Origin of the sequence: Janthinobacterium algoris, assembly GCF_051380935.1 — a bacterium.
Lineage (GTDB): Bacteria > Pseudomonadota > Gammaproteobacteria > Burkholderiales > Burkholderiaceae_D > Janthinobacterium.
Genome location: NZ_JBNYXZ010000001.1, coordinates 1 through 22,700 on the forward strand (window position 1 = coordinate 1; position 22,700 = coordinate 22,700).

General features: G+C 54.7%; 24 protein-coding genes. 8 read left to right on the forward strand and 16 right to left on the reverse strand.

The genetic code is table 11. The features are described 5' to 3' along the window. The coding region (locus tag ACQ4W7_RS00005) for a transposase (protein ID WP_436527586.1) at positions 1–211 on the reverse strand (211 nt) is incomplete at its 3' end. Positions 212–382: 171 nt separating this feature from the next. Here ACQ4W7_RS00005 and ACQ4W7_RS00010 point away from each other — a divergent pair. The 4 genes from ACQ4W7_RS00010 (at position 383) to ACQ4W7_RS00025 (ending at position 3,174) form a co-directional block, all read left to right on the forward strand. After that, positions 383–769 (forward strand): hypothetical protein, encoded by a 387-nt coding sequence (locus ACQ4W7_RS00010; RefSeq protein ID WP_436527588.1) that lies wholly within the window; start codon positions 383–385, stop codon positions 767–769. A gap of 835 nt (positions 770–1,604) precedes the next feature. Beyond that, positions 1,605–2,159, forward strand: a complete 555-nt coding sequence (locus ACQ4W7_RS00015) for a Panacea domain-containing protein (protein WP_436527590.1) — start codon at positions 1,605–1,607, stop codon at positions 2,157–2,159. Beyond that, positions 2,152–2,568, forward strand: a complete 417-nt coding sequence (locus ACQ4W7_RS00020) for a hypothetical protein (protein WP_436527592.1) — start codon at positions 2,152–2,154, stop codon at positions 2,566–2,568. Before ACQ4W7_RS00015 ends, ACQ4W7_RS00020 begins: the two co-directional genes overlap by 8 nt. Positions 2,569–2,838: 270 nt before the next feature. Further along, entirely contained in the window at positions 2,839–3,174 is a 336-nt protein-coding gene (locus ACQ4W7_RS00025) for an FKBP-type peptidyl-prolyl cis-trans isomerase (RefSeq protein ID WP_426071386.1), read from the forward strand. A gap of 16 nt (positions 3,175–3,190) precedes the next feature. On the opposite strand, the gene ACQ4W7_RS00030 is transcribed toward ACQ4W7_RS00025, so the two are convergent. Both ACQ4W7_RS00030 and ACQ4W7_RS00035 read right to left on the reverse strand, forming a co-directional pair. Continuing rightward, positions 3,191–3,667, reverse strand: coding sequence for a DUF2726 domain-containing protein (locus ACQ4W7_RS00030; protein ID WP_436527594.1), 477 nt, complete (start codon positions 3,665–3,667; stop codon positions 3,191–3,193). A 97-nt stretch (positions 3,668–3,764) separates the two neighbouring features. Beyond that, a complete protein-coding gene (locus tag ACQ4W7_RS00035) occupies positions 3,765–4,478 on the reverse strand; it encodes a YjjG family noncanonical pyrimidine nucleotidase (RefSeq protein WP_436527596.1) in 714 nt (237 codons plus the stop codon). Between the two features lie 131 nt (positions 4,479–4,609). Between ACQ4W7_RS00035 and ACQ4W7_RS00040 the strand changes: the two genes are divergently transcribed. Then, positions 4,610–5,335, forward strand: coding sequence for a pyridoxine 5'-phosphate synthase (locus ACQ4W7_RS00040; protein ID WP_436527598.1), 726 nt, complete (start codon positions 4,610–4,612; stop codon positions 5,333–5,335). 19 nt (positions 5,336–5,354) lie between these two features. Here the strand turns inward: ACQ4W7_RS00040 and ACQ4W7_RS00045 are convergent, their stop codons facing one another. The 3 genes from ACQ4W7_RS00045 to ACQ4W7_RS00055 are packed head-to-tail and all read right to left on the reverse strand — an operon-like array spanning position 5,355 to position 6,723. Beyond that, positions 5,355–5,741 carry an STY0301 family protein gene (locus tag ACQ4W7_RS00045; protein ID WP_436527600.1) on the reverse strand — a complete coding sequence of 129 codons (387 nt, stop codon included), beginning with the start codon at positions 5,739–5,741 and terminating at the stop codon, positions 5,355–5,357. Then, positions 5,738–6,199, reverse strand: a complete 462-nt coding sequence (locus ACQ4W7_RS00050; protein WP_436527602.1) for a BPSL0067 family protein — start codon at positions 6,197–6,199, stop codon at positions 5,738–5,740. Before ACQ4W7_RS00050 ends, ACQ4W7_RS00045 begins: the two co-directional genes overlap by 4 nt. Before the next feature lie 32 nt (positions 6,200–6,231). Continuing rightward, entirely contained in the window at positions 6,232–6,723 is a 492-nt protein-coding gene (locus ACQ4W7_RS00055; RefSeq protein WP_436527604.1) for a DUF4265 domain-containing protein, read from the reverse strand. A gap of 120 nt (positions 6,724–6,843) precedes the next feature. Between ACQ4W7_RS00055 and ACQ4W7_RS00060 the strand changes: the two genes are divergently transcribed. Beyond that, a complete protein-coding gene (locus tag ACQ4W7_RS00060; protein WP_436527606.1) occupies positions 6,844–7,308 on the forward strand; it encodes a GFA family protein in 465 nt (154 codons plus the stop codon). A gap of 14 nt (positions 7,309–7,322) precedes the next feature. Here ACQ4W7_RS00060 and ACQ4W7_RS00065 read toward each other — a convergent pair whose 3' ends face one another. Further along, positions 7,323–8,042: a Crp/Fnr family transcriptional regulator gene (locus tag ACQ4W7_RS00065; protein ID WP_035828139.1), complete on the reverse strand. Its 720-nt coding sequence runs from the start codon at positions 8,040–8,042 to the stop codon at positions 7,323–7,325. Between the two features lie 560 nt (positions 8,043–8,602). Between ACQ4W7_RS00065 and ACQ4W7_RS00070 the strand changes: the two genes are divergently transcribed. Further along, a complete protein-coding gene (locus ACQ4W7_RS00070; protein WP_436527608.1) occupies positions 8,603–10,288 on the forward strand; it encodes a methyl-accepting chemotaxis protein in 1,686 nt (561 codons plus the stop codon). A gap of 5 nt (positions 10,289–10,293) precedes the next feature. On the opposite strand, the gene ACQ4W7_RS00075 is transcribed toward ACQ4W7_RS00070, so the two are convergent. After that, the gene (locus ACQ4W7_RS00075; protein WP_436527610.1) at positions 10,294–10,569 is read right to left on the reverse strand and encodes an oxidoreductase-like domain-containing protein; all 276 of its coding nucleotides are present in this window, start codon (positions 10,567–10,569) and stop codon (positions 10,294–10,296) included. Positions 10,570–10,887: 318 nt separating this feature from the next. On the opposite strand from ACQ4W7_RS00075, the gene ACQ4W7_RS00080 reads away from it, so the two are divergent. After that, positions 10,888–12,441: a DEAD/DEAH box helicase gene (locus ACQ4W7_RS00080; protein WP_436527612.1), complete on the forward strand. Its 1,554-nt coding sequence runs from the start codon at positions 10,888–10,890 to the stop codon at positions 12,439–12,441. A gap of 138 nt (positions 12,442–12,579) precedes the next feature. Here ACQ4W7_RS00080 and ACQ4W7_RS00085 read toward each other — a convergent pair whose 3' ends face one another. The 8 genes from ACQ4W7_RS00085 to ACQ4W7_RS00120 form a co-directional block, all read right to left on the reverse strand. Next, the gene (locus tag ACQ4W7_RS00085; RefSeq protein ID WP_436527614.1) at positions 12,580–14,538 is read right to left on the reverse strand and encodes a polysaccharide biosynthesis protein; all 1,959 of its coding nucleotides are present in this window, start codon (positions 14,536–14,538) and stop codon (positions 12,580–12,582) included. A 92-nt stretch (positions 14,539–14,630) separates the two neighbouring features. Beyond that, positions 14,631–15,191 (reverse strand): sugar transferase, encoded by a 561-nt coding sequence (locus ACQ4W7_RS00090; RefSeq protein ID WP_436527616.1) that lies wholly within the window; start codon positions 15,189–15,191, stop codon positions 14,631–14,633. Further along, positions 15,191–16,135 (reverse strand): UDP-glucose 4-epimerase family protein, encoded by a 945-nt coding sequence (locus ACQ4W7_RS00095; RefSeq protein WP_436527618.1) that lies wholly within the window; start codon positions 16,133–16,135, stop codon positions 15,191–15,193. Before ACQ4W7_RS00095 ends, ACQ4W7_RS00090 begins: the two co-directional genes overlap by 1 nt. Positions 16,136–16,280: 145 nt before the next feature. Next, on the reverse strand, positions 16,281–17,441 hold the full coding sequence (locus ACQ4W7_RS00100; protein ID WP_436527620.1) for a glycosyltransferase family 4 protein: 1,161 nt from the start codon (positions 17,439–17,441) through the stop codon (positions 16,281–16,283). A gap of 209 nt (positions 17,442–17,650) precedes the next feature. After that, the gene (locus ACQ4W7_RS00105) at positions 17,651–18,754 is read right to left on the reverse strand and encodes a glycosyltransferase (protein WP_436527622.1); all 1,104 of its coding nucleotides are present in this window, start codon (positions 18,752–18,754) and stop codon (positions 17,651–17,653) included. Further along, positions 18,751–19,539: a glycosyltransferase family 2 protein gene (locus ACQ4W7_RS00110; protein WP_436527624.1), complete on the reverse strand. Its 789-nt coding sequence runs from the start codon at positions 19,537–19,539 to the stop codon at positions 18,751–18,753. Before ACQ4W7_RS00110 ends, ACQ4W7_RS00105 begins: the two co-directional genes overlap by 4 nt. Positions 19,540–19,690: 151 nt before the next feature. After that, on the reverse strand, positions 19,691–20,914 hold the full coding sequence (locus ACQ4W7_RS00115) for an oligosaccharide flippase family protein (RefSeq protein WP_436527626.1): 1,224 nt from the start codon (positions 20,912–20,914) through the stop codon (positions 19,691–19,693). Beyond that, the gene (locus ACQ4W7_RS00120) at positions 20,895–22,283 is read right to left on the reverse strand and encodes an O-antigen ligase family protein (RefSeq protein WP_436527628.1); all 1,389 of its coding nucleotides are present in this window, start codon (positions 22,281–22,283) and stop codon (positions 20,895–20,897) included. Before ACQ4W7_RS00120 ends, ACQ4W7_RS00115 begins: the two co-directional genes overlap by 20 nt. Between the last annotated feature and the right edge of the window lie 417 nt (positions 22,284–22,700).

Genomic DNA, 22,700 nt, shown 5'->3' on the forward strand with positions numbered 1-22,700 from the left:
TTGTTACCTCGGCCTCAAGTTCGGGCACAGAACGGCTGCCAGGGGCCACTTTGGGCGACGTGCCGCGCCTCGCCGCTGCCACCCAATTAGCCAGCGTTCCCTTGGGAATGGTCAGGCATCGCGCCGCATCTTCCAGCGTCAGTCCCTGTGTCAAGACCAGCTTTACTGCTTCTTCTCGAAGCTCTGGCGTGTATGTTGTTGAGCGTTTCATATGTTCTCCAGTTGGTGAAGTTTGCCAAACAAGAGTGTCCGAAAAAGTCAGGGTACCTCAGCTGATGCCCGTCGTTACTTTGCAGCTGAGTTAAATAGAGCAGTCGAACGCATGCTTTTTATACACCAAAGGGCGTGTGCAAACTTTAGTTGCGCGTCTACGCAAAGTGACATGCCTAACGACAAGCGAGAGGACTTTATCCCACATATGCCGACACTGTATCCGAACGCGCCACAGTTTCACCATCTCTCCGGTGACGATGCTATCGCGTTGATTGTGTTTTATGACGCTCTTCAGGCACTGGAGCGAAGCGTCGAAGATTGGTGGCAGAGAGAAGGCCAATTGCCTGTGAATATTTTTAACGCATTCCTAGGACTTGCCACTGATAGTTTGCTCCATGCAAAAGAAGCCCTTGTTCGATTTGAGTTGGACCGGCTTTACCCGCCACGCTACCAAGCTTGGAAACCGTTGTCGGAGCGCGTAGAGTCCACGTTGATGGGTTCAACGCGGGAAATGGAGGCGCATTTGAAACGACACGGAGCTTCAACAGAAGCCTAACCCCCGCTCAAGCAAATTACCCGTAGACGAGCGGTCATGGCGGCGATGCCTATGGTCGCCCATCAGACTCCGAACCCCGCCTCTGGCTACCTGATCGATGAGGGGCAGTCTGACCAAATGGCACAAGTGTTCTGAGCGTTTATGCGTAGTATTCTGAGTGTTTATGCGTGAATATTTCTTGGCTTCAGTTGTCAGGGGCGAGCGCGTTTTTGGCGGCTGTTGGATTAAAGCGCACTTGACCTTTTAAAGGAGGGGGCACATGCAGACCATGACCGTATCTTGCAGGGTTAGGTTGAGCACTGCGCGCCCTGTCAGCCGCTGTGGTGCTAGGCTTCCCTGAAAAAGGGCGATTGGAGGCCCGAGAGGGCTGGAGCGAAGCGGAACCCTTTTGTATCCTGGTGACATGCAGGAGCGCTTTGGCCGGTCGTCCCGGCCAGCGACGATGTCATCCAGCCGCTGACCCAAGAGTGCCCCATTTTGCCTGGTATAGGCGTCATCTCACATCACGGTTAGTTATTGTGCTTGGTGGTTGCATTTTGGCACTCTTGTGGTGCGTTGCGGTAAGGTAAGCGGTAGGAGATGCAGTTTTTCTCTTGCTCCAGTTGCCTTTTAGGTTAGATTTCTCATGCGGGCCGTCGGAGACACGCTTATTGATGTAAAAAGTGTAGCTTTTATGATTAGTGGCAAGCACAAATGTACTTTTTACGATATAGTCAAGCAAGCATCTTGGAGTTGTCTTTGATTCCAGATATAATCGTGGGTTTTCTTCGCTTTTCCTAAGTGCAATCTTTGCAATAAAAAAGATGCCGCGAAGTAACGTATAGGAGAAGGTGCTATGTTTAAGGAACGTGAAGCAGCACACTTGGCCGCTGCAATGCTTGGTAAGGCTGGCGGTCGCCTTAACGTGTTGAAATTGACAAAACTGCTTTATTTGGTTGAACGCGAATCTATGCGACGTCACGGCTTTCAAGTCTCTGACGATCAAATGGTTTCGATGCCCAAGGGGCCAGTGCTCTCACAGACACTCGATTTGACTAACGGTTTTGGTATCTCTGAGGAGTGGGACCGCCTCATCGAGGATCGCGAGCAGCATGACGTTCGTCTACGGGGCGAGATCGTGCGTGAGGATTTGAGTGCATTAAGTGACGCTACAGTGAGTATAGTTGACGCGATTTGGGCCGAATTTGGTGTTATGAATCAGTGGGACTTGGTGAAGTTCACACATGACAAATGTGCAGAGTGGGAAGATCCAAATGGCTCTTCGAATCCAATTCCTGCGAAACGAGTTTTTATTGCGAACGGGATTCCATCAGATGAAGCGGAGTTGATGGCGAAAGAAGTTGCATCACAGAAGTATTTTGATGCTCTGTTTGAGGATGTCGATGGCTAATCCCGCGCAACCAGCTCAGTTCCCAATTACTCAGCGCGATGCCTTTTTGATACCATCAGGACCAGGTGCAGCTCAGGGCGAATGTCATTTTTTTGTTGTGCTCACTGATCCGGCTAAGAGCGATATGGTCTTGCTCGTTAATGCGACGACCTATCGCCAGAATACTCCTCATGACGCCAGTTGTTTTCTTGACGTTGGTGACCATCCTTTCATTCGTCACAAAAGCTACATTGTCTACTCCAAGCCACAGAAAGCAACTGTGCAGAAACTGAGGACAATGATTGCGTCGGGGACAATGACGTTGCGCCCTCCACCGGTTTCACAGGCCGTATTCGCCAGAATTGAAGCGGGTGCATCCAGCTGCCAGATGAAGCCCGAAGACAACGCTTTTTATCTGCAATACAGGTAGTGCTTAGATCGTCAACGAAGTGTCAACGGCATCGCCGTCCAATGCGGATTTAAAGCTGGCTTAGTGTGGGCTAAGTTATTGAATGCAAAGGCAATGCCCTTACAATGCAGACTTGTTGATGGGACTCATAATCCGTTGGTGCCGTGTTCGACTCACGGGAGGCCCACCAGAATTTAGCAGCAATAGAATGAGCCCCGGCGGGTGACTGCCGGGGCTTTTTTCGTGTTGTCGTACAATCGCGGCATGGCGATTGATGAGGGATGAAACGAGATGACGGCTGAAGTGAAGATTGACGATATCGTGGTGGGTGACGGCAAGGCGGCGGCACGCGGCGCGCTGGTGACGGCGCATTACCGGGGCTGGCTGGAAGATGGCATGGAGTTTGACTCGTCGCATCAGCGGGGCGAGCCTTTCCGCTGTGTGTTGAGCAATAACAAGGTCATCCAAGGCTGGATTTTGGGTTTGCATGGCATGCAGGCCGGTGGCAAGCGCAAGCTGTGGGTGCCGGCGGCACTGGCGTATGGGGAACGTCAGGTGGGATTGATTCCGCCTGGCTCCAATTTGGTCTTCGAGATTGAATTGCTGGAAGTGCTGACGCGCGATTGATGTTTGGATGGGGTAATCAGGCAGATACGACGCCGGCTTTTTTCAGCAGCAGTTTTTCGATATCAGCGCGCAGCGCCTGCTGGGTAGGGAAGTTTGCATAGCGCAAGGTCACATAACCTGCCAGCCTGAGCATGGCATCGCGTTCCCTGTCCTGGCGTTCGCGGCCGGCGTGGCTGCTGTCGTCGAGTTCGATCACGACGAGGACATTTAGTTGCTTGCTACACAGGACAAAATCGGCCACCTTGCGGTCGAAACGGTTTCTGTTTGCCCATCCCTTCGCCGTCATCAGCGCGGAAAATGCCACTTGCGCCAGCACCGTGCATTCCGGCAAGGCCGTTTGCAGCAGGTGGTACATTTGCTGCTCGCGCGCCGTCATGACGGGTTTTCTTTGCAGCTTTAGCGGCTTACGGGACTTGGCCGCCTGGCGCTTGGACAGCATGACAAAGAACAGGATCAAGGCCGCGATGGCGAGCAGGACGATAAAGGGAGGCATGGGCTGGCACCAGATTGGATGAGTCCTGATAGTACGCGAGTAGCGGCGTGTTTTCGTGCCTCTGCCAGCGTATTTCAGGTGGTGCGCTTGTTGAAGATCAAGCCTGTTTCAGCTTGATCGACATCACGTCCAGTACCGGCACGATGTCATGCAGGCTGGCCACTTCATCGGTGGGGATGGCGGCCGAGGCATTGGCCATGCTGTCCGGGTTGAACCAGCAACTGTCGATGCCGTAGCGGTTCGCGCCGAGGATGTCGGCGTCCAGCCGGTCGCCGATGATGATCGTTGTTTCTTTGCGGAATGCGCGCGCCATGTTGGCGGCGTATTCGAAGAAGCGCACGTCCGGCTTGGCGTGGCCGCACGCTTCGGAGGTGGCGACGAAGGAAATGTAGTCGCTCAGGCCGGATGCGGCGATACGGCGGTTCTGGATGGACTCGACGCCGTTGGTGATGATGCCCACTTCGCCGATACGCGACAGCGTTTCGCACACTTGCTTGGCGCCATCGATGAGCACGACCGTGTCCGGCAGGGACTCCAGATACAAACGGCTGGCCAGTTCCGGGTCGATGGCTATACCGTTCAGTGCAAACGTCTTGCGGAAGCGCTCCACTTTCAGGAAATCCTTGCTCACGTCGCCCGTCTCGAAACGTTTCCACAGCTCGACGTTGATCGCCTGGTATTGAGTGAACAGATCGTCGATGCCGTCGCGCAGGTCCAGTTCGTGCATGGTGTGCAGGAACGAGCGTTTTTCAGATGCCCTGAAATCGAGCAGGGTATCGTCCAGGTCAAACAGGAATAATTTGTATTTCATGGCATGTTGTTGAAAGCGTGGAAATCTATCTTGCATCGTAGCACGTAGCGCTGAGTTCGGTTGGCCGTGCCCTGTGCGGGCGATCCGCTACAATTGCTGCCAGACCCGTCACCCTCACTCCATTCCCTTTCATGACCCAGCTCTCCGTTAACGTCAATAAAATCGCCCTGCTGCGCAATTCGCGCGGCCGCAACTTCCCGGACCTGCTCGCGTTTTCCGCGCGCTTTCTCGACTTGGGCGCCGCCGGCATCACCTTGCATCCGCGCCCGGACCAGCGCCATACGCGCTACGACGATGTTGCGCCATTGCAGCGTCTGTGCGCGGAGCGGGGACGCGAGCTGAATGTGGAAGGCTATCCGGCGGCGGATTTTTTGCAGCTCGTGAAAGACGCGCGTCCGGCGCAATGCACGCTGGTGCCCGACATGCCGGGCCAGCTGACGTCCGATCATGGCTGGGACATCGAGCAGCATGCAGCGTTGTTGCGTCCCGCCATTGCGCAATTGAACGACCTGGGCATCCGCGTCAGCCTGTTTGTTGATGCCGATTATCCGGCGCTGGAATGGGCGCGCGAGGTGGGCGCGGCGCGCGTTGAACTGTACACGGAGCGGTTTGCCGAAAGTCATGGCGGCGCGCAGGCCGATGCCGTGTTTGATACGTATCTGCAGGCGGCGCGGCGGGCACAGGCGTTGGGCCTGGGTGTGAATGCCGGGCACGACCTCGATTTGCACAACTTGGCGCGCTTCCTGGACATACCCGGCATCCTGGAAGTGTCGATCGGCCACGCGCTGGTGGTCGAGTGCATCGAGCTGGGCATAGACAAGGTGCTCGGCAGCTATCTTGAGATATGTCAATCGTAGGGGATTTGTGCCGAGCGCACTATTTACACTGAAACCTGACCATTTTCGGTCGCTGCTGAATGGTCGCGACGCACTGCTTGACGCCTGGCAAAGCCATGCGCAGGTAGCGCTCGGTACCGGCATACAGGCAATCCACCTGAAACAGATATTGGGGCGCATCAAAATTGATGTCCCAGCGTTGATACGAAGTGCCGGCGCGTGTCCATTCCCTGACCGGGGCCAGGATAGGCCAGGCTTCACCGTCTGCTGGCGGCTGATCCGTCGGATAGGAGAGCACGCGCACGCTGTCGAGTTTGGCGGCTCGCAGGTTCCAACTTGACGGCGCTGCTTGCGGGCAGGGGGCTGCGGCAGCTGGCCGCATCGCTGCGGCAGCGATGAGCAATGCCAGCAGTGCCAGTGGCTTCATTCGACCACCGAATAGAGTTCGGGGCGATTCGATGCCCCGGCCGCCGAACGGCCAAAGTAAATCACGCGGGCGCTGGGTTTGTGGTTACGCCACTGGTCGAAAATTTCAATGCCGCCAGGCACCTGGCGGATGAACAGCGCCGCATGGTTGCCTTGCCCCAGATTCTGATAGCGGCCGTTGATGAAGGTGGCAATCACTGTGCCTTTCGACATGCCGCCTTTTTCCAGCAGGTTCGGCACTTTGTCGCCTTCGCGCCAAAGCGAAGCGGCACGGGCGCCAGCGAGGTGTCTGACCAGGGTGACGCACTCGCCATTTCCCACGATTTCTTTTTGCTTTGCATAGTCGGCGCGCGCAATGTAAGGCATATCGTTTCTCTCTATGGTTGACGATAGAGAGAGCGTACGCAAGGCGCGGGCAAGCAGCTTGATGTGTGCCAGAGCAATACGCAGCATTGACATGTGTCATTGCCCTGCCTGGCGCACGGGCATGCTTACATATCCACCCACCAGTTGAGCAAGGTTTCATCGTCGTCGTCATCGAGGTTGACGTAGATATTGGCGAAGTACCATTCCACTCCAGTCGCTGTGCGGAAGGCGTCGAAGGGGCCGTTGACGTTGTAGATGCCGTGGTGTCCTGGCACGCTGAAGGTAAGATTGCCATTGTACTGGCCGTCCATGGTGCCGCCCAGCTGGTTTTGCACGTCGCGTTCGAGCTGGTCCACTACTGCTTGCGGCACGTCGTCGGCGTAGATCTGGATGCAGAAGTTGCCGCCGCGCTTTAATACTTCGGCGGGGGCGAGCGGGTTGGCGATGCTGACGATATCGCCGCGCGCCAGGTTCAGGGTCAGGCCGGGCGAGGCTAGCAGTTCATAGACGTGCTCGTCAATCTGGCGTGCCGGCAGGGTTTCATACACGGGGCCGCGTGTGTTTTCGCCTGCCAGTACGCGGATATGCGGCAAGCCTTCGCAATTGATGTCTTCCATTCATTCTTTCATAGTGCCGGCGCCATGCGCTCCACGCCGCGCCAGGTAAGGGTTTATGGCAATATTGTACCGGGTACGTGCCAGTTGGCGGGTACGCAACGGGGCAAACGAGGAGAGGCAATGGAGAAAGTGGTGCAGACAGGCGGCTGTTTATGTGGCGCCGTGCGCTTCGAGGTGACCGGCGACGGCAGCAATCCGCACAGCTGTTCTTGCCGAAATTGCCAGCAGCACACGGGCGCGCCGACGGTGGCGTGGATGGAGTTTGCGCGTGATCAAGTGCGCTGGACGGGCACGGTCGGTGCACCGGCCACCTACCGTTCTTCCGATTACTCCAGCCGGGCTTTTTGTGCCGCTTGTGGCAGTTCCATCGGCGCCATCGACGATGCGCCCACGGTGGCCTTGCTGGCGGGCAGTTTTTTGATCCTGCCCAGGCCGCCTTTACGCCCGAATACCACTCGTTTGAAGATCGCAAGCCGCACTGGTGGTTGGTCGCCACTGCCGCTGCTGATGAGGGGCCTCTGGTTTGCAGCAGCGTTAACGCCCCGGAATGAAAAAAGCACGCCGAAGCGTGCTCGCGCTGATTAATTAGCGCTGATTACTTAGTTATGTGCGCTGATGCCGCTGCGAAATTGTTCGAAACCGGCACGGGCTGCCTTGTAGCAATTGCCGGCGGCCGCTTCCAGGCCTTCGCGGTCGAGCACTTCGACCGTGCCGCGGCGGTACTGGATCAAGCCTTCGTCCTGTAGCTTGCGGGCCGTGACGGTAACGCTTTCGCGGCGTACGCCCAGCATGTTGGCCATGGTGTCTTGTGTGACCTTCAGCTCGTTCGACAGGGAACGGTCAAGGCGGTCCAGCAGCCAGCGGCACAGTTTCTGTTCGATGCTGCAATGGCGGCCGCCCACCACGTTCTGTGCCATTTGCGCAAACATGGCGCTGGTATAGCGCATCAGTAATTGTGCCAGCGCGCCACCCTCATTAAATACTTCGCGCAGGAAGGCTGTTTTCAGGCGATAGCCGTAGCCGGCCGTCTGCACGATGGCAGTGCAGGTGGCGCGCTCGGCTTCGTACAGCACCACGCCGGCGACGCCTTCGCGGCCGATGACGGCGATCTCGGTGGTGGCGCCGTCTTCCATCACATACAGCAGGGAAACGATGGCGTTGGTAGGGAAATACGTGTATTCAATCTTGCCGCCGCAATCGAACAGGTGCTTGCCGGCAGGCAAAGCGACCAGTTCCAACTGGCAAAACAAGCGCTCTAGATCGGCGCGCGACAAGGCGCGCAGCAATTCGTTCTGTTGCGCACCCGTGATGCTGATCATGGGCGTTGCCGGCGCGGCTTGCCAGTCGTGCTGAGTGGCGTGGCTATTCGTTGCTGGGGTCAGGTTGCTATAAGCTTTATACATGGTAGGGCCTCGTATTCTGATTTTGTTGTATGGCGCTGCTTTTCTGGCTTGCTAGCGTTGTGCTGAATCTTGTATCCACTATAGGACCAGGAGACGCGGGCGGGCATCGGATGAGCCGACGTGCTTATGTAGGCTAGGAACATTGCCTCGTGTCATCCGACTCCTACGCCTGCTTCTGCATTTGTTCCAGCGGAAATAACGGTGCCTGGGCAAAAATGCGACAAGCTGCCCGCTACACGCGAACTTTGGCCGCAGGTAGCGGTCAAACTACTCGGTAGTACGATGATGATAAAATGTTGCCTTGCGGAAATTCGATGCGCGTTTCGATAGGAGCTGCTGCGCTTGCTCTTCAATCCAGGTCACTTCCGCTTTATCCTGCGATGCCTTCCATGGTCGCCTCACTGCCCGCGCCGTGCTTGTGTCGGCGCGCGCGTCTGTCTTGTCCCGTTTACCCGTTTAATGAAAGAAAGCAACGCATGAAATGGTTTTTTGATTTAAAGATTGCCACCAAGCTGATCTTGTCGTTTGGTGCCGTGCTGTTGTTGACGGCGGCTTTGGGCGTGTCGGCGATCTTTTCCATGGCGCGCATCAATACCGCGTCGACGGACCTGGCTGATAACTGGATGCCCAGCGTGTTGGCAGCCATGTCCATGCGCAGCGATGTCAGCGATTTCCGCCGCTGGGAGCTGGCGCACATGCTGGCCACGCAGGATGCCGACATGGCGCAGAACGAAACGCGCATGACGGAAACCCAGACCAAGCTGAAGGCCGATGGCGACAACTACCGCCGCCTGATTTCCGAACCGGGCGAACAGGAAGTGTTCGAGCGCTTCCTGGCGCTCAACGATGAATTCATGCGCCTTCATGCAGCCATGCTGAGCCTGTCGCGCGAGATGAAGAAGGAAGAGGCGCGCGCGCTGGCCGTGGGACCGTCGGCCAAGGTCATGGCGGACATGTTGGTAGTCCTGGATAAACTGGTGTCCATTAATACCGATGGCGGCGTGCGTTCGAGTACCAGTGCCGATGCAACGTATGCGGCCTCGCGCGCCAGCCTGATTGGCTTGCTGGTGGGCATCGTCGTCATCGGCATGCTGCTGGCGCTGTGGGTGGCGCGCAGCGTGGCGCGTCCGCTGATTGTGGCCGTCGGCGTGGCGCGTCAGGTGGCGGCCGGCGACTTGACGGCGCATATCGTTGTGCAATCGCAAGACGAAACAGGGCAATTGATGCAGGCCTTGAAAGACATGAATGCCAGCCTGCAGAACCTGGTGGGCCAGGTGCGCAGCGGCACCGATACCATCGCTACGGCGTCGAGCCAGATTGCCGCCGGCAACCAGGATTTGTCATCGCGCACAGAAGAGCAGGCCAGTTCGCTGGAAGAAACGGCATCCTCGATGGAAGAACTGACCTCGACCGTCAAACAGAATGCGGACAATGCGCGTCAGGCCAACACCATGGCGCTGAGCTCGTCGAGCATCGCCATCGAGGGCGGCAAAGTCGTCAGCGAAGTGGTGGGCACGATGGCGTCGATCAATGCCTCGTCGCGCAAGATCGTCGACATTATCGCCGTCATCGACGGCATTGCTTTCCAGACCAATATCCTGGCCCTGAATGCCGCCGTCGAGGCCGCGCGTGCGGGCGAGCAGGGGCGCGGCTTTGCCGTCGTGGCCACCGAAGTGCGCAACCTGGCGCAACGCTCGGCTGCGGCGGCCAAGGATATCAAGGTCCTGATCGGTGATTCGGTCGAGAAGGTCGAGGCGGGATCCGTACTGGTGGGCCAGGCGGGCCGCACGATGGATGACATCGTTGCCAGCATCACCCGCGTGACGGATATCATGAGCGAGATCACTGCCGCCAGCAGCGAGCAGAGCGCTGGTATTGAGCAAGTCAACCAGGCCATCGCCCAGATGGACCAGGTGACGCAGCAAAATGCGGCCCTGGTGGAAGAGGCGGCCGCGGCGGCTGAATCGATGCAGGAGCAGGCGGCCAGTTTGAGCGCCGTGGTCAGCATCTTCAAGCTCGACGTTGCCAGCGCCGCGGCGAGCGGGCGGCGCGCGCCAGTCAAGGTTTTCAATGCACCGGCCGCGGTGGCACCGGCACCGCGTCGATTGGCCGGCACGGCGCGTCGCACGGCGCCAGTGGATGAGTGGGAAAGCTTTTATTGAGGAAATTAAGCGCGCCTGCGCGGTGTTTTGATGCCTTGGGTGGCAGGCGCGGCAGCGGCTTGCTGGCGCTGTTGCCATGCCCTCAGGGCCTCTTCGTAGGCGGCCAGGTCTTCCTGGTACATTTCCAGCACGCAAAAGGTGCAACCGCTGTGGCAACACTCGTCATTGCCCGGCTTGCTGGGCGCCTGCGGTTGCGGATCGCGGGGTAAAGGCGGGGTGGGCATGGTGGGGGCAAGGGACGGTGGAGCTGGCATCGGAGCTGGCATCGAAGCTTGCATCATACGGCATTCCGGCGTGCCATTGCTGGAACGCTTTTTGCTCAAAAATTACGGTTTCCGTGTACAGTTGCGGTGAATTAGGGTATCGTTTACAGCACTGATATTGTATCTTCTGCGCGCGATGTTCCGCCGGCGCGATCTCCGCCGCCATCGCAGCACATCTCTTCGACGCTCCCGCATACGCCATACAGCATGTCCCGGAGCACGGAGGTGCCGCAAGAACGATGATCCATGGCTTGCAAGACGGAGCTGCCTGTGCCCCGAAATGTTGTTTATTGAGAAAGCATGGCTTCCGCAGTGCGGAGGCACACCAGAAAATTTATGTCTGAAACCGAATCGACTCCTACGCCCAGCCCGGCGATTGCCCCTGAAGCGGCGCCCGTTATCGCTGCACCTGCACCTGCACCTGCCGCATCCGCTGCCCCCACCCTGACTTTTGCCGACTTTGGCCTCGCGCCTGAAATCCAGCGCGCACTGACCGATCAGGGCTACACCCATCCGACACCGATCCAGGAACAAGCGATCCCCGTAGTGCTGCAAGGCCGCGACGTGATGGGCGCCGCGCAAACGGGCACCGGCAAGACGGCCGGTTTTTCCTTGCCGATCATCCAGTTGCTATTGGCGCATGCCAGCAGCAGCATGTCGCCGGCACGCCATCCGGTGCGCGCGCTGATCCTGACGCCGACCCGTGAACTGGCGGTGCAGGTGGCCGAAAACGTCAAGGCCTACGCCAAGCACACGCCGTTACGCTCCACCGTCGTCTTCGGCGGCATGGACATGAAGCCGCAAACCGTCCTCCTGCGCGGCGGTGTGGAAATCGTCATCGCCACGCCGGGCCGCTTGCTTGATCATATCGAGCAAAAGAACATCAGCCTGAGCCAGGTGCAGATGCTAGTCATGGATGAAGCCGACCGCATGCTGGACATGGGTTTCCTACCGGACTTGCAGCGCATCATCAACTTGCTGCCGAAACAGCGCCAGAACCTGATGTTCTCGGCCACGTTCTCGCCAGAAATCAAGAAGCTGGCCGCAACCTTCCTCAATGATCCGCTGACGATCGAAGTGGCGCGCAGCAACCAGACGGCCGACAAGGTCACGCAAGTGGTCTACAAAGTGACGGAAGACCAGAAACACGCCGTGGTGGCCCATCTGCTGCGCCAGCGCGACCTGAAACAGGTCATCATATTTTCGAATACCAAGATCGGCGCTTCGCGCCTGGCCCGCGTGCTGGAACAGGAAGGCATGAGCGCCACGGCGATTCACGGCGACAAGAGCCAGCAGGAGCGCATGGCGGCGCTGGAATCGTTCAAGAAGGGCGAGATCGATGTGCTGGTCGCTACCGACGTGGCGGCGCGCGGCCTGGATATTTCTGACTTGCCTTGCGTTATCAATTTCGACTTGCCATACAACGCGGAAGACTATGTGCACCGCATCGGCCGTACGGGCCGTGCCGGCGCCTCGGGCGACGCCATTTCAATCTATGCGGATAAAGACGAGCGCTTGCTGGCCGATATCGAAAAGCTTATCAAGCAAAGCATCAAGCGCGGCGAATTGACGGGCTTCAATCCGGCTCCCGCCCGCAGCAGCGACAGCGAACGCCGTCCGCCGCGCCGGACCGAAGGTAGCGAGGCGCGTCCCGCGCGCGCACCTGAGAGCCGCCATGCTGGCGAGAGCCGCGACAGCCGCTCTGCCGAGCGCAGCAGTACGCGTCCCGCCTTTGGTCCTGGCGCCCGTCGCGAAAAGGCCGATCCCTGGTTCCTGAAGCCGTATGAGCCCGCCAAGGCGGCCGCTACCGCTGCTGCCAGCATAGCGCCTGTCGCGGCCAAGCCGAAGCAGAAAATTGCCGCTTTGCTTGGTGGCTTGTCGAAGTCATGATGGAGATATTGATTCGTTGACACGTGTAAAAGTAAAAATGGGGGATACTTGTGTATCCCCCATTTTTTTGGACTGTGCGACTGAACATGCGCATCGGAGGCCGCCAATCGCGACGCGCACTGGATTTCGATGGACGTTCTAATGCGGCGTCTTGATTGCGTGGACTTTCTTCAACATCAGGGCCGTAGAATTATTGGAAACTCTGTTTCTTTCGGACCAGATAAAGTCTTCAATACCGCATTGTGGTGCGTACTCCACTACAGCGCGCTGTAGCAGGAGGCGAACTTCTTCATAGTTGAACTGCTCGCATGCCGCTTGTAAATTGCGCAACAGTACGTGGAGATCTGACCACGGTATTTCAGATTCTTGTGCCCGCATGATCAAAGGATGTTCAGTGCCTTCCACATTGTCGCCGATCAGCAGTTCCTCATACAACTTCTCGCCTGGACGCAGGCCGACATGTTCGATATCGATGCCATCCGGAGCGGTCTTGCTGCGGACTTCTAAGCCGCTCAGATGTATCATGCGCTCGGCCAGATCCATGATTTTTACCGGCTCGCCCATATCGAGAACAAATACGTCCCCCCCTTCACCCATCGCTCCCGCCTGCAGTACCAGCTGCGCTGCCTCTGGTATGGTCATGAAGTAGCGGGTTATTTCAGGGTGGGTCAGGGTAATCGGCCCGCCCGCCATGATTTGCTGGCGGAACAGCGGAACGACCGAACCTGAAGAGCCGAGGACGTTGCCGAAGCGCACCATGCAGAAACGTGTCGTGCTTTGTTGTCGAGAAAATGCCTGCAAGATCAGTTCGGCAAAGCGTTTGGTCGATCCCATGACATTGGTAGGACGAACGGCCTTATCGGTAGAAATCAGGACAAAGCATTTGACTTCTGCGGCAATGGCCGCTTCCGCAATGCTCAGTGTGCCAAAAACATTGTTGGTGATTCCCTCGATTGGATTGTGCTCAACCAGCGGCACATGCTTGTATGCTGCCGCATGGTAGACTGTATCGACACCAAACGTGGTCAGGATGCGTTTGCATTTTTCTTTGTCGAGTACAGAGCCGAGGAATGGCAATAATTCCACATCCAGTCCAAAACGCGTCTTGATGCATTTCAGTTCTTGCTTGATCGAGTACAAGGCAAACTCAGACATTTCAAGCAGCACCAGATGACTAGGTTGCAGGCGTATGATCTGACGACACAGTTCGGAACCGATTGAGCCGCCGGAACCGGTGACCATGACCGACTTTCCAGTAATGCAAGAGGCGATCAGATTGAGATCGGGAGCAACCTGATCTCTTCCCAGTAAATCCTCGATTTCAATGCTGCGCACGTCTTGGACACGCAATTCGCCGCTGACCAAGCTTGCCACAGGCGGGGTAACCTTGGTCTTGACCTTGAGAACCTCAAGTCTGTCGAGGATGCGTTTTTGATGGCTTTTTGCCAGCGAAGGCATGGCAAGCAGAATTTCGCTAAATCTGAATTTGACAATCAAGTCGGACAATTCCGATGACGGGTGTACTTTAATGCCGGCAATGCTGGCACCATGCAACTCCTGCATGTCGTCGATGAAAATAACGGGCAGATATTCATTACCCGCACGCAATGCACTAGCTAACTGGGTGCCAGCTTTTCCTGCGCCATAAATCGCCACCCTGATTTTTTCCGGATCGTGCGCTTCGCCTGCTCTGAGTAAAAAACTGCGCACGGCAAAACGGCTGGCGACCATGTAGGCGATGGCGATGACCCAGTAAATACCAAATACGCTGCGCGAAAAACCCTGCATGTGAGTCATGAAGGCCGCGAGCACGACCATCGCCGCCACCGAGAGCGTGACGCCGAGTAGGACAACGTGGACGATTTTCTGATCGACGAAACGGATGACCGCACGATACAGGCCGAGCCGCAAGAAAATGGGAATTGAAATTACGGGGATGGCGAGGATGATCCAGAAGTACTGTTTGAATACCTCGGCATTCACCGAGTCATAGCGTAGCAGAACAGCCAGTATGAATGTGGCTGGCAAGAAAATACAATCGGCTGCCGCAGCAATAAGCTGTTTTTTGAGGCGTGATAAATTGATGAATATATTCATTTTTCTTTAAGATCGTTGGCGCAGGCAAACCGAATTTACAGGCTCGGCTACATGTAGGTGCTTGTTCAGCAACGCGCGGACCATAGCGCGGATCAATGCGCCACCCCATCACGGCGTACCACTTTCAGAATCGTCAGTACGATAATTTTGAGATCAAAGGCAAGAGATTGCCTTTGCATATATTCAAGATCCAATTTGACCTTCTCCGCGATGGGGAGTTCATCCCGTCCATTGACTTGGGCCCAGCCCGTTAATCCGGGCAGAAGCTGGCTGACGCCGCATGTAGTTCGCAATTCGATCAGGTCTTGCTGGTTGAACAAAGCAGGGCGGGGACCCACGACGCTCATATTGCCGCATAGAATGCTCCACAACTGCGGTAATTCATCAAGACTCGATTTGCGTAGAAAAGAGCCGATAGGTGTCAGTACGCTACGAGGATCGCTGAGCAAGTGTGTTGCCACTGCCGGTGTTCCGACACGCATGGTGCGAAATTTCGGCATTCTGAAAATACGGTTGTTACGTCCGACCCGGTCTGACCAATAGATGACGGGGCCTTGCGAGGTGACTCTTACCAATAGTGCAACGATTGCGATAGGCAGGAGGAAAATACCCAGCGCCACCGCTGATGATGTGAAATCAAATATTCTTTTCATTAGATATCAGTACCCTGAGACAAAAAGTGAGCAACCGTCTGCTGCAGCGCATCTGGCATGGAAAGCGGCGGTTGCCATTGCAAGCGATCCTTGGTGTGTCTGATATCGACCTGTAAAGACCCGAGCAAGCGACTCGCAATAGCGGACTTTCCCAGCAGGCGCGCTGTGCCTGAGATCAGGCCGGCAGGTACCGGCAGCAATAAGCTGCGCCGTTGCATCGCATGCGATAACTGGCGTAGCAACTGCGTAATACTGACATCGCACTCATCTGAAACCATGAAAACCTGGCCTGCCGCTTGTTTGTGCCAGCTGCAAAGTATTAATAGATCTACCAGATTTCCTAGCGCTACCATGCTACGGCGATTATGAATCGCTCCCAAAGGCAGGGGCAGGCCCTTTTTTACCAACTTCATCAAGTTCAAGAAATTGGCTCGTACACCTGGGCCGTAGACTAGTGTAGGGCGCACAATCACAACCTCGAGCCCGGTTTCGCGTGCCAGCTTTTGCAATGCCAACTCCGCTTCCAACTTTGACTGGCCATAGGGATCGAGCGGTGCCGGCGTATCGAAAGCGGTAAAAGATCGCTCGAATGTTTCCTCTCCATTTACTTTGACGCTACTGACAAATACAAAGCGCTTGACGCCGGCAGCGACTGCCTGCCTGGCCAAATTCAGGGTCGCATCGACGTTAATTGCTCGAAATGCGGCAAGCGGGTCGCCTGCCTGTTCATCCATGACGTGAACGCGGGCAGCCAAGTGGATTACGCAGGTGCAATTGAGTAGGACATGCTGCCAGTTCGTTTTTGCGGATAAATCTCCGACACTGATCCTGTCGCCAGTTGCGTTCTTGCGCACCGTTTGCACGCTTTCTATGCCGCGCTGCTGCAATGTCGAGCAAAGTGTATTGCCGACAAAACCATCGGAGCCGGTGATGAGAATTTTCATTTTAGAAATTACATTTTATCAATGACAAGTTGTTGAGTATGCATTTGTTTTTATGAGTATATCAGGCCGGATATTCTTTACGATATATATTTTAATTGAAATTCAATAAAGAAAGACATGGCAGCAAGAAAATGTTAAGTTGTTTCTATTTTTGTGAAATATCCATGGCTTGCAAAATGACGGAATTAATTTTGTGTACATCAAATTTCTCTTCCGCCATGTGGCGGCCATGCTCGCCCATAGGCGCCAATAATTCAGGATGCTTTATCAATTTGAGCATGGCATCGGACAGCGCCGCAGCATTGCGCGCCGGCACCATATAGCCATTGACACCGTCGCTGATGGTGTCTCTACAGCCGGGCACATCGGTGGTAATGACTGGCCGGCCCATCGCCATGGCTTCCTGTGTGCTGCGGGGTAATCCTTCCCGGTAGGAGGGCAGGACAAACACGCTGGCTTGCGCGATCCATTCCCGTACATCGGTCACTTGGCCAGGCCATTCGATGATGCCTTCCGCCACCCATGCACGCACGGCGGCTTCGTCAACAGAGCCAGGATTTAAATCTATGCTACCGAGCAAAATGAAACGTATACCGGGATGCGCGGCCTTGATTCTACGGGCGGCCTCAACATACTCGTAGATACCTTTTTCCCGTAATAGTCGGGCAACTAGAATGAATGTAAACGGTTGCGAGGCGGGGGCCGTCATGCGATAGTGATTCAGATCGAGACCAATGCCATTTAATAATTGAACTTTCTCCGCGCGTACCATTTTTTCGCTGACAAACAGCTCTTTGTCATCGGCATTGAGCATAAATACTCGGTTGGCCTGACTCAGACCCAGTCGGTACAAGCCGGTTGCAAATATGCGCAGCAGCTTGCGTCGCCAATTGCTTGCCGCGTCTTCGATGAATACATAGCCAGCACCTTCGATCATGGCGTAGCGTTTGCTTATGCCGGCCAAACGTGCTGCCAAAGTGCCATAAATAACAGGCTTGATAAAGTAGGTGAAGCTGGCATCAGGTTTCAACTTGCACAGTAACAATGCCAATTTGAACAAATCCATCACATCCCTGACGGGATTCATGCCCGCGCGCGACATGGAATAGTCTACCGGTATTGCGCCTAAGGCTGTGACTGCCGCACGGCTGCCATCGTCATAGTCCGGCGCGAGCGCATACACTGTGCAGCCGCGCTTGATCATTTCAGCGACCAAAGGACCGCGGAAATTAGTGATTGAGAATGCTTGATTGGAAATCATAGCCAAGCAAAATGATGAATTTTTTTTATTTTTTTTTGCAGACATCTATAAACTCTTTTAATTAATATGAAATGGTACTTGGGCAATGTGAGAGTATTATGAAAATAATACTTCTTTCGGCATTGTCATTAACCCGCAGCCGAATCCATACTCTCAAAGGTCGTACAAGCAGGCGAGAAACCGATACATATCATTGGCACTATCAATTCTTGCACAGATAGATAGCCAAGTATTTCATTGTTACTTAATATTACTTAATTTGCGCGGAAGTTCGGGTGATAGATGGCCGCCCAAGTATTGACGGTATTGTGCAGCGAATAGTGATCCAGCACTTTCTGACGTGCTTTCCGACCTAAGGCTCTTGCATCGTCCGGAGCGAGTGCGAGCGCATACTGTAGTGCTTTGGCCAAGCGCTCAGGATCCTGTGCCGGAACCAGATAGCCGCATTCACCAATTACTTCCCGTACGCCGCCGCAATCTGTCGCAACGACGATATTTTCGCTGGCCATGGCTTCGGCCACCACCAAGCCAAAGCCTTCCCATTTGGAGGACAAGACACTCAGGTCTGCGGCATTGTAAAGTGCCTCCGTATCGCTGCGAACACCTAGAAAGCTGACCGCATGCGCGATACCGAGTTTATGGGTGAGTGCCTGCAGTACCTGCAGACATTCGCCACCGCCGGCGATCCACAGCACCGTATCCTGCGCATTTTTCCTGACGAACGCAAAGGCGCGCAGCAGAGTTGGATAATCCTTGACGTCGACCAGGCGTCCGACCGCAAGGATGAGCTTGGTATCCGGCGCCAATCCGGCCTGTTCCCTGGTCGCGTTGCGCAAGGCCGTGTCGTTGCGGAACCTGTCGGTGGCAATCCCATTGTTTACGGCGATCATGCGCCCCGTGGGAACGGCGCCTTTTGCCTCGAACGCGGCTACCGCATTATCGCTGACATTGGTGGACAGATCGGCCAGGGCATCTGTGACGCGATATGCCAACATGCGGGCTTTCCCGCCTTCATTGTTGCTGTGCGCTGTACAGATCAAGCGCGGCATGTGGCAACTCATACGTACTAATCTGGCAAGGAGATTGGCATGGACCATGTGGCTATGGACGACATCGGGTCGATAGTTTCTAATTAGACGACGCAAGGCCCGATAACCGCTTGCCATACCGGGAATGGAATTGCGCATGCCTAAGCTGCATATCGTTACCGCAGGATGCCGAGGCAAGACTTCCGGTTTACCTGTCATGAAGGCCAGCATCACTGTATCTCCTCGCTCGGCAAATTGAGATGCCAGCTCGGTGACCTGGGTTTCCGCGCCACCGACGCCGAGACCTGTTATAAGCATCAGAATTTTCATGCTGTAGTATTCTTTCTAGTTACGTAATACCAGCACTGCAGGCTTCTGAACGCACACTTCAGCTTTGATATGTTGATTTTTTCTCTGAAAAACTGCGATCGATAATAAATGAGAAAACCGTGTGGATTGCGTTTCAGATTATTCGTGAAGTTATTGCTATAACCATCCGCAAGATATTCGCACAGGTAAATATATTTTTGTGTCATGAACAGAATTTTCCCATCATCGCCTATTTTGTTCCATATATAAAGCTCTGGAATAAATTTCTCGCCGGAAATGACCGGGAACGGATGTGACAGCAACGCGGAGCGACGGAATATGTATGCTAGATCGCCTTTCAGCAGTTTTCCTGCCTCTGTGGGGTGGAGGAACAGTTTTGCTGCAAATTCTTTCCTCTCTCCAATAATCAAACCGTTGAAAAATGCTTTGCGAAAACACAGGCCCAACAGCTTGTCTGCTGCGTGCTCGGCCAAGCCTTGCCGCACAGCGGCGATGGCATCTGGCGTCAGCGCATCGTCGCTATCCAAAATGAAGATCCAGTCCGTTTCCGCAAGCGCAGTACCGGTATTGATCGCGACGTGTTTCCCGGCATTCGGCTGGTGGAAGTAGCGTATTTTGAAGTCAGCTCGCTCGCTCAGCTTGTGTATCAATGCAGCGGTATCATCCGTGCTTCCATCATCGATTATCAGCCACTCGAAGCATTTGTCGGTCTGTTGTAATAAACTTTGAAATACGCGTCCTAACGTATAGCCACGGTTATATGCTGGAGTTAATACGGTAATCATGCGTAGCCTATGAATTTTTGTATTTGTTGGTGGATGTCTTGGAAGGTGCCATGCATGCTATTCAGAAATCCGTGGTAGCAGTCTTCAAAGATTGGGCAGAAAGTGATGTGTAACGTCAAAAACGGCCGTAATGGAGTATATAAGATGGTGCTTAGATGGTTTTCTTTGAGAAAAAATAAATAAGCGTAATACACGATATACTTTCCGCACAAAAAAAAGCGATTGTCATGCCTGTGCCACCCATACCGGGAACCAAGAGCATGGCTAAAACGCAGATCAGCGATATATTGAGCATCATGGCACGGCTAGCAATTTGTTCCAAACCGGCGGGAATAAACCAGAGAATTGCCATTGCCATACTGCAGACGCGTAGCGGTACGATCCAAACCAGCATTCTCAACAAATCAATGGCATCAGCATAGCCTGTCCCGAAAGCCAGCTTGATCACCCATGGCGCGAGCCAGGTGGCCAATGCGGCAAACAGCAGCGTAATCATGGCCAGCGCTATCAGCCAAAGCGTAACGGTTTTTTTTGCCGCGACGGCAGAACTCTCCTGCATCCTGACCAGATGAGGAAAAGCCGCGTTGAGCAATGGACCGGATAGGCCGGTGGCTGCGCGCACCAGTTTTTCAGCTGGAACGAAGGCACCGACAGCACGTGCCCCGCCCAGGCCGCCCAACATGGTTGACGCAATAGATCCCATGACCGCTTGTGCTCCCTTGTACAGAAACAGTTCCCAGCTTTCGCGTAGCACTCTAAGTGCGCCGCGCAGATGAAAACGTCCGATACCGGTACGACGCAGCATGAGCAGAGTGGGGATCAAGGTATTGACGATACCTACAGTGGCCTGGATAGTGAGGACGCGCTGTGCGTGTTGTGGCGTGGAAACCAGCAAAATGACGAGCAACAGGCCGCTGGCTCGCAATGCCAGATCCAGCATCGCAGGTAGCATGAGTTTCTCGACGCCGAAGTAATACCACATCGGGCTGAAGCCGAAGGCAGTAATGAACAGGGCGATCCAGATGAACCAGTGTCCAGGAATGCTCGTTGCACCGGTGCCGGACAGCATGATGGTGGTGAGGATCAGCGCGACCGTTGCGCTCAGCATCAACTTGGCCAGCAGAACATCGGCCACCAGTTGACCCAACAGGCCGCGATCGCCCTTGGCTACCACGACGCGACGCGCAGCGCTGAAGGTAAAGCCGAACTCGACAAAGACAGCGGCTGTCATGGCGATACCTAGCGCATAGAGTACTTGCCCGTAGGCTTGCTGCTCCAGTGCCCTTGCCAGTACTGGCAGTTCGATCAGAGGAATCAGCAGCCCACCGATCTGCGCCAACAGTAGCCAAGCGGCGTTAATTGCTACTCGGGACATTGCTGCGAGTCGTATAAATAACTATCGTCGCGATGGCACCCAGTATCAGTGCCCATTCCGTTATCTCATTGCTCAGCGGATGCAGGAAACCTGTCAATGCATAAAGCGACAAAATGGAAATCGGTGCGAGCATGGTATCGAATCGCTCGGCAATGCATTCACGTTTCTCGGTCAGATAGCGCAGGCCGCGATAGATCGGATAGAATAACAGTAATAAGTAACCTGCCAATGCGATAATGCCTTCATCGCCAAGTATTTGTAGATATGTCATGTGAATGACGGTGCGGCTGCCGTTGTCGTCCACAGTCGTGCTACCGAATCCGCCACCCCAAGGGAATTTTAGTTTGGATTGAGTCCAACCAGCCTCGAGCATGGCTTTACGGGTGGTCGTATTACCGCTCACCACGCGCTCGGACATGGTGTTTCGTATGATCGGCGGCAGGGCGGCAGGCGGACGGCGCACACTATCTTTGACGCTGCCATCTTTTTGCTGGCTGAACGAAAAGGTGCGCATCTGCTCTATTTTATAGGTAATAATCGTATCATAGCGGCCATCGACCCAACTGAGCAAAACGGGCTGAAACAAGGTGAAGATGAAGACGCCCATCACCATGACGGTGGCGTGAACGCGCAAACCCCGTCCTGGCAGTTTGAACCAGATACCGCATCCGATCAGTATGGCCCAGGTCAGTCCCAGCCAGATGAGCGAGGTCCGGCTGCCATCAACGGCCATGGCTAACATCGACAATGCGACGACGGCAACCGTTTTCCAGTTGGTATTTTTCAGGCAACGCCAAAGGGCAAATGGCCACACATAGGCCCCAGCTTTCCACAGCACGCCAGGCCAAGCTCCCCACCAACCCATACGACCATCTCCCAATATGACCAAGGCGTTGTTCATGCGGAAAATGGCAAAAAGCAGCAGACAAATGACAGCAACTGCCATTGCCAGTGTCAAAGCATATTCCAGCTTGTTTGACGTTATGCCGACCAGCAGCAGCAGCAGCAGGACGAGCAGCAGAGCAAGATATTTTGCAATGGTATAGAAACCCACTCCGCCATTCATGGCCGCAGCAATTGCAATGCCTGCGATAAAGAGCAGCCAGCCTATCATCATTGGCGTATATGGCTTGACGAGCGCTGGCAAGGCCTTGATGCGTTGTCGCAAGGTGGTGTTATGTAAGGAAAAAAAGACCGCAATGCCGAGCAAGGTGAATGTAATGAGCCAGTTTATATTGGCTCCAATATAAACCTTGATGGTGCCAAGGATGGTGAAGGCAATAAAAAGAAAGAGGAATCTGTCAGAAATTGTACGCATTATTTCTAGTTTGCCTTGATATTTATGTTGTGCTGCAAAATAGGATGCCAAAAACGAGTTGTTGATATGACCGGATTCTCATGAATAATTTATATGAGAGTTTGATAGGGTTCACGGCTGCCTGGCTGTCAATGCCTTCGCTCTGGATATGCAGTCATTGATTATCAATTTTTCAGACGCTGGAGACGTGGTGCAATATATTGCTTGAGCAGTTGAAAAATAATGTGCAAGTGGCTTGCTTTTATATCTTTATTAATTCAGATCGGCCGATGCAATGTGCCCGGCGATACCTGCCGTGTACTGCTATGGATAGCTGCTTTGTATTCCCAGAAAATTTACCGACAATACAATTTGTAGTGCCTATATTTCGACATGAAAAACCGGAACGTAACTGAACGTGAGCTGGATAGACCCTCCTGCGAGTTGCTTGCAGGATACGATGTTTCAAAAATTTCGGTGTTTTTTACC

Excerpts from the sequence above, each read along its gene's own strand:
- ACQ4W7_RS00075 (WP_436527610.1), bottom strand. The coding sequence starts at position 10,569 with ATGATGCAAGCTTCGATGCCAGCTCCGATGCCAGCTCCACCGTCCCTT.
- ACQ4W7_RS00040 (WP_436527598.1), top strand. The coding sequence starts at position 4,610 with ATGACCCAGCTCTCCGTTAACGTCAATAAAATCGCCCTGCTGCGCAAT.
- ACQ4W7_RS00110 (WP_436527624.1), bottom strand. The coding sequence starts at position 19,539 with ATGATTACCGTATTAACTCCAGCATATAACCGTGGCTATACGTTAGGA.
- ACQ4W7_RS00015 (WP_436527590.1), top strand. The coding sequence starts at position 1,605 with ATGTTTAAGGAACGTGAAGCAGCACACTTGGCCGCTGCAATGCTTGGT.
- ACQ4W7_RS00100 (WP_436527620.1), bottom strand. The coding sequence starts at position 17,441 with ATGTCTGCAAAAAAAAATAAAAAAAATTCATCATTTTGCTTGGCTATG.
- ACQ4W7_RS00010 (WP_436527588.1), top strand. The coding sequence starts at position 383 with ATGCCTAACGACAAGCGAGAGGACTTTATCCCACATATGCCGACACTG.
- ACQ4W7_RS00050 (WP_436527602.1), bottom strand. The coding sequence starts at position 6,199 with ATGTCAATGCTGCGTATTGCTCTGGCACACATCAAGCTGCTTGCCCGC.
- ACQ4W7_RS00065 (WP_035828139.1), bottom strand. The coding sequence starts at position 8,042 with ATGATCAGCATCACGGGTGCGCAACAGAACGAATTGCTGCGCGCCTTG.
- ACQ4W7_RS00030 (WP_436527594.1), bottom strand. The coding sequence starts at position 3,667 with ATGCCTCCCTTTATCGTCCTGCTCGCCATCGCGGCCTTGATCCTGTTC.
- ACQ4W7_RS00105 (WP_436527622.1), bottom strand. The coding sequence starts at position 18,754 with ATGAAAATTCTGATGCTTATAACAGGTCTCGGCGTCGGTGGCGCGGAA.
- ACQ4W7_RS00090 (WP_436527616.1), bottom strand. The coding sequence starts at position 15,191 with ATGAAAAGAATATTTGATTTCACATCATCAGCGGTGGCGCTGGGTATT.
- ACQ4W7_RS00045 (WP_436527600.1), bottom strand. The coding sequence starts at position 5,741 with ATGAAGCCACTGGCACTGCTGGCATTGCTCATCGCTGCCGCAGCGATG.
- ACQ4W7_RS00115 (WP_436527626.1), bottom strand. The coding sequence starts at position 20,914 with ATGTCCCGAGTAGCAATTAACGCCGCTTGGCTACTGTTGGCGCAGATC.
- ACQ4W7_RS00070 (WP_436527608.1), top strand. The coding sequence starts at position 8,603 with ATGAAATGGTTTTTTGATTTAAAGATTGCCACCAAGCTGATCTTGTCG.
- ACQ4W7_RS00020 (WP_436527592.1), top strand. The coding sequence starts at position 2,152 with ATGGCTAATCCCGCGCAACCAGCTCAGTTCCCAATTACTCAGCGCGAT.
- ACQ4W7_RS00055 (WP_436527604.1), bottom strand. The coding sequence starts at position 6,723 with ATGGAAGACATCAATTGCGAAGGCTTGCCGCATATCCGCGTACTGGCA.
- ACQ4W7_RS00085 (WP_436527614.1), bottom strand. The coding sequence starts at position 14,538 with ATGAATATATTCATCAATTTATCACGCCTCAAAAAACAGCTTATTGCT.
- ACQ4W7_RS00035 (WP_436527596.1), bottom strand. The coding sequence starts at position 4,478 with ATGAAATACAAATTATTCCTGTTTGACCTGGACGATACCCTGCTCGAT.
- ACQ4W7_RS00095 (WP_436527618.1), bottom strand. The coding sequence starts at position 16,135 with ATGAAAATTCTCATCACCGGCTCCGATGGTTTTGTCGGCAATACACTT.
- ACQ4W7_RS00060 (WP_436527606.1), top strand. The coding sequence starts at position 6,844 with ATGGAGAAAGTGGTGCAGACAGGCGGCTGTTTATGTGGCGCCGTGCGC.
- ACQ4W7_RS00025 (WP_426071386.1), top strand. The coding sequence starts at position 2,839 with ATGACGGCTGAAGTGAAGATTGACGATATCGTGGTGGGTGACGGCAAG.
- ACQ4W7_RS00080 (WP_436527612.1), top strand. The coding sequence starts at position 10,888 with ATGTCTGAAACCGAATCGACTCCTACGCCCAGCCCGGCGATTGCCCCT.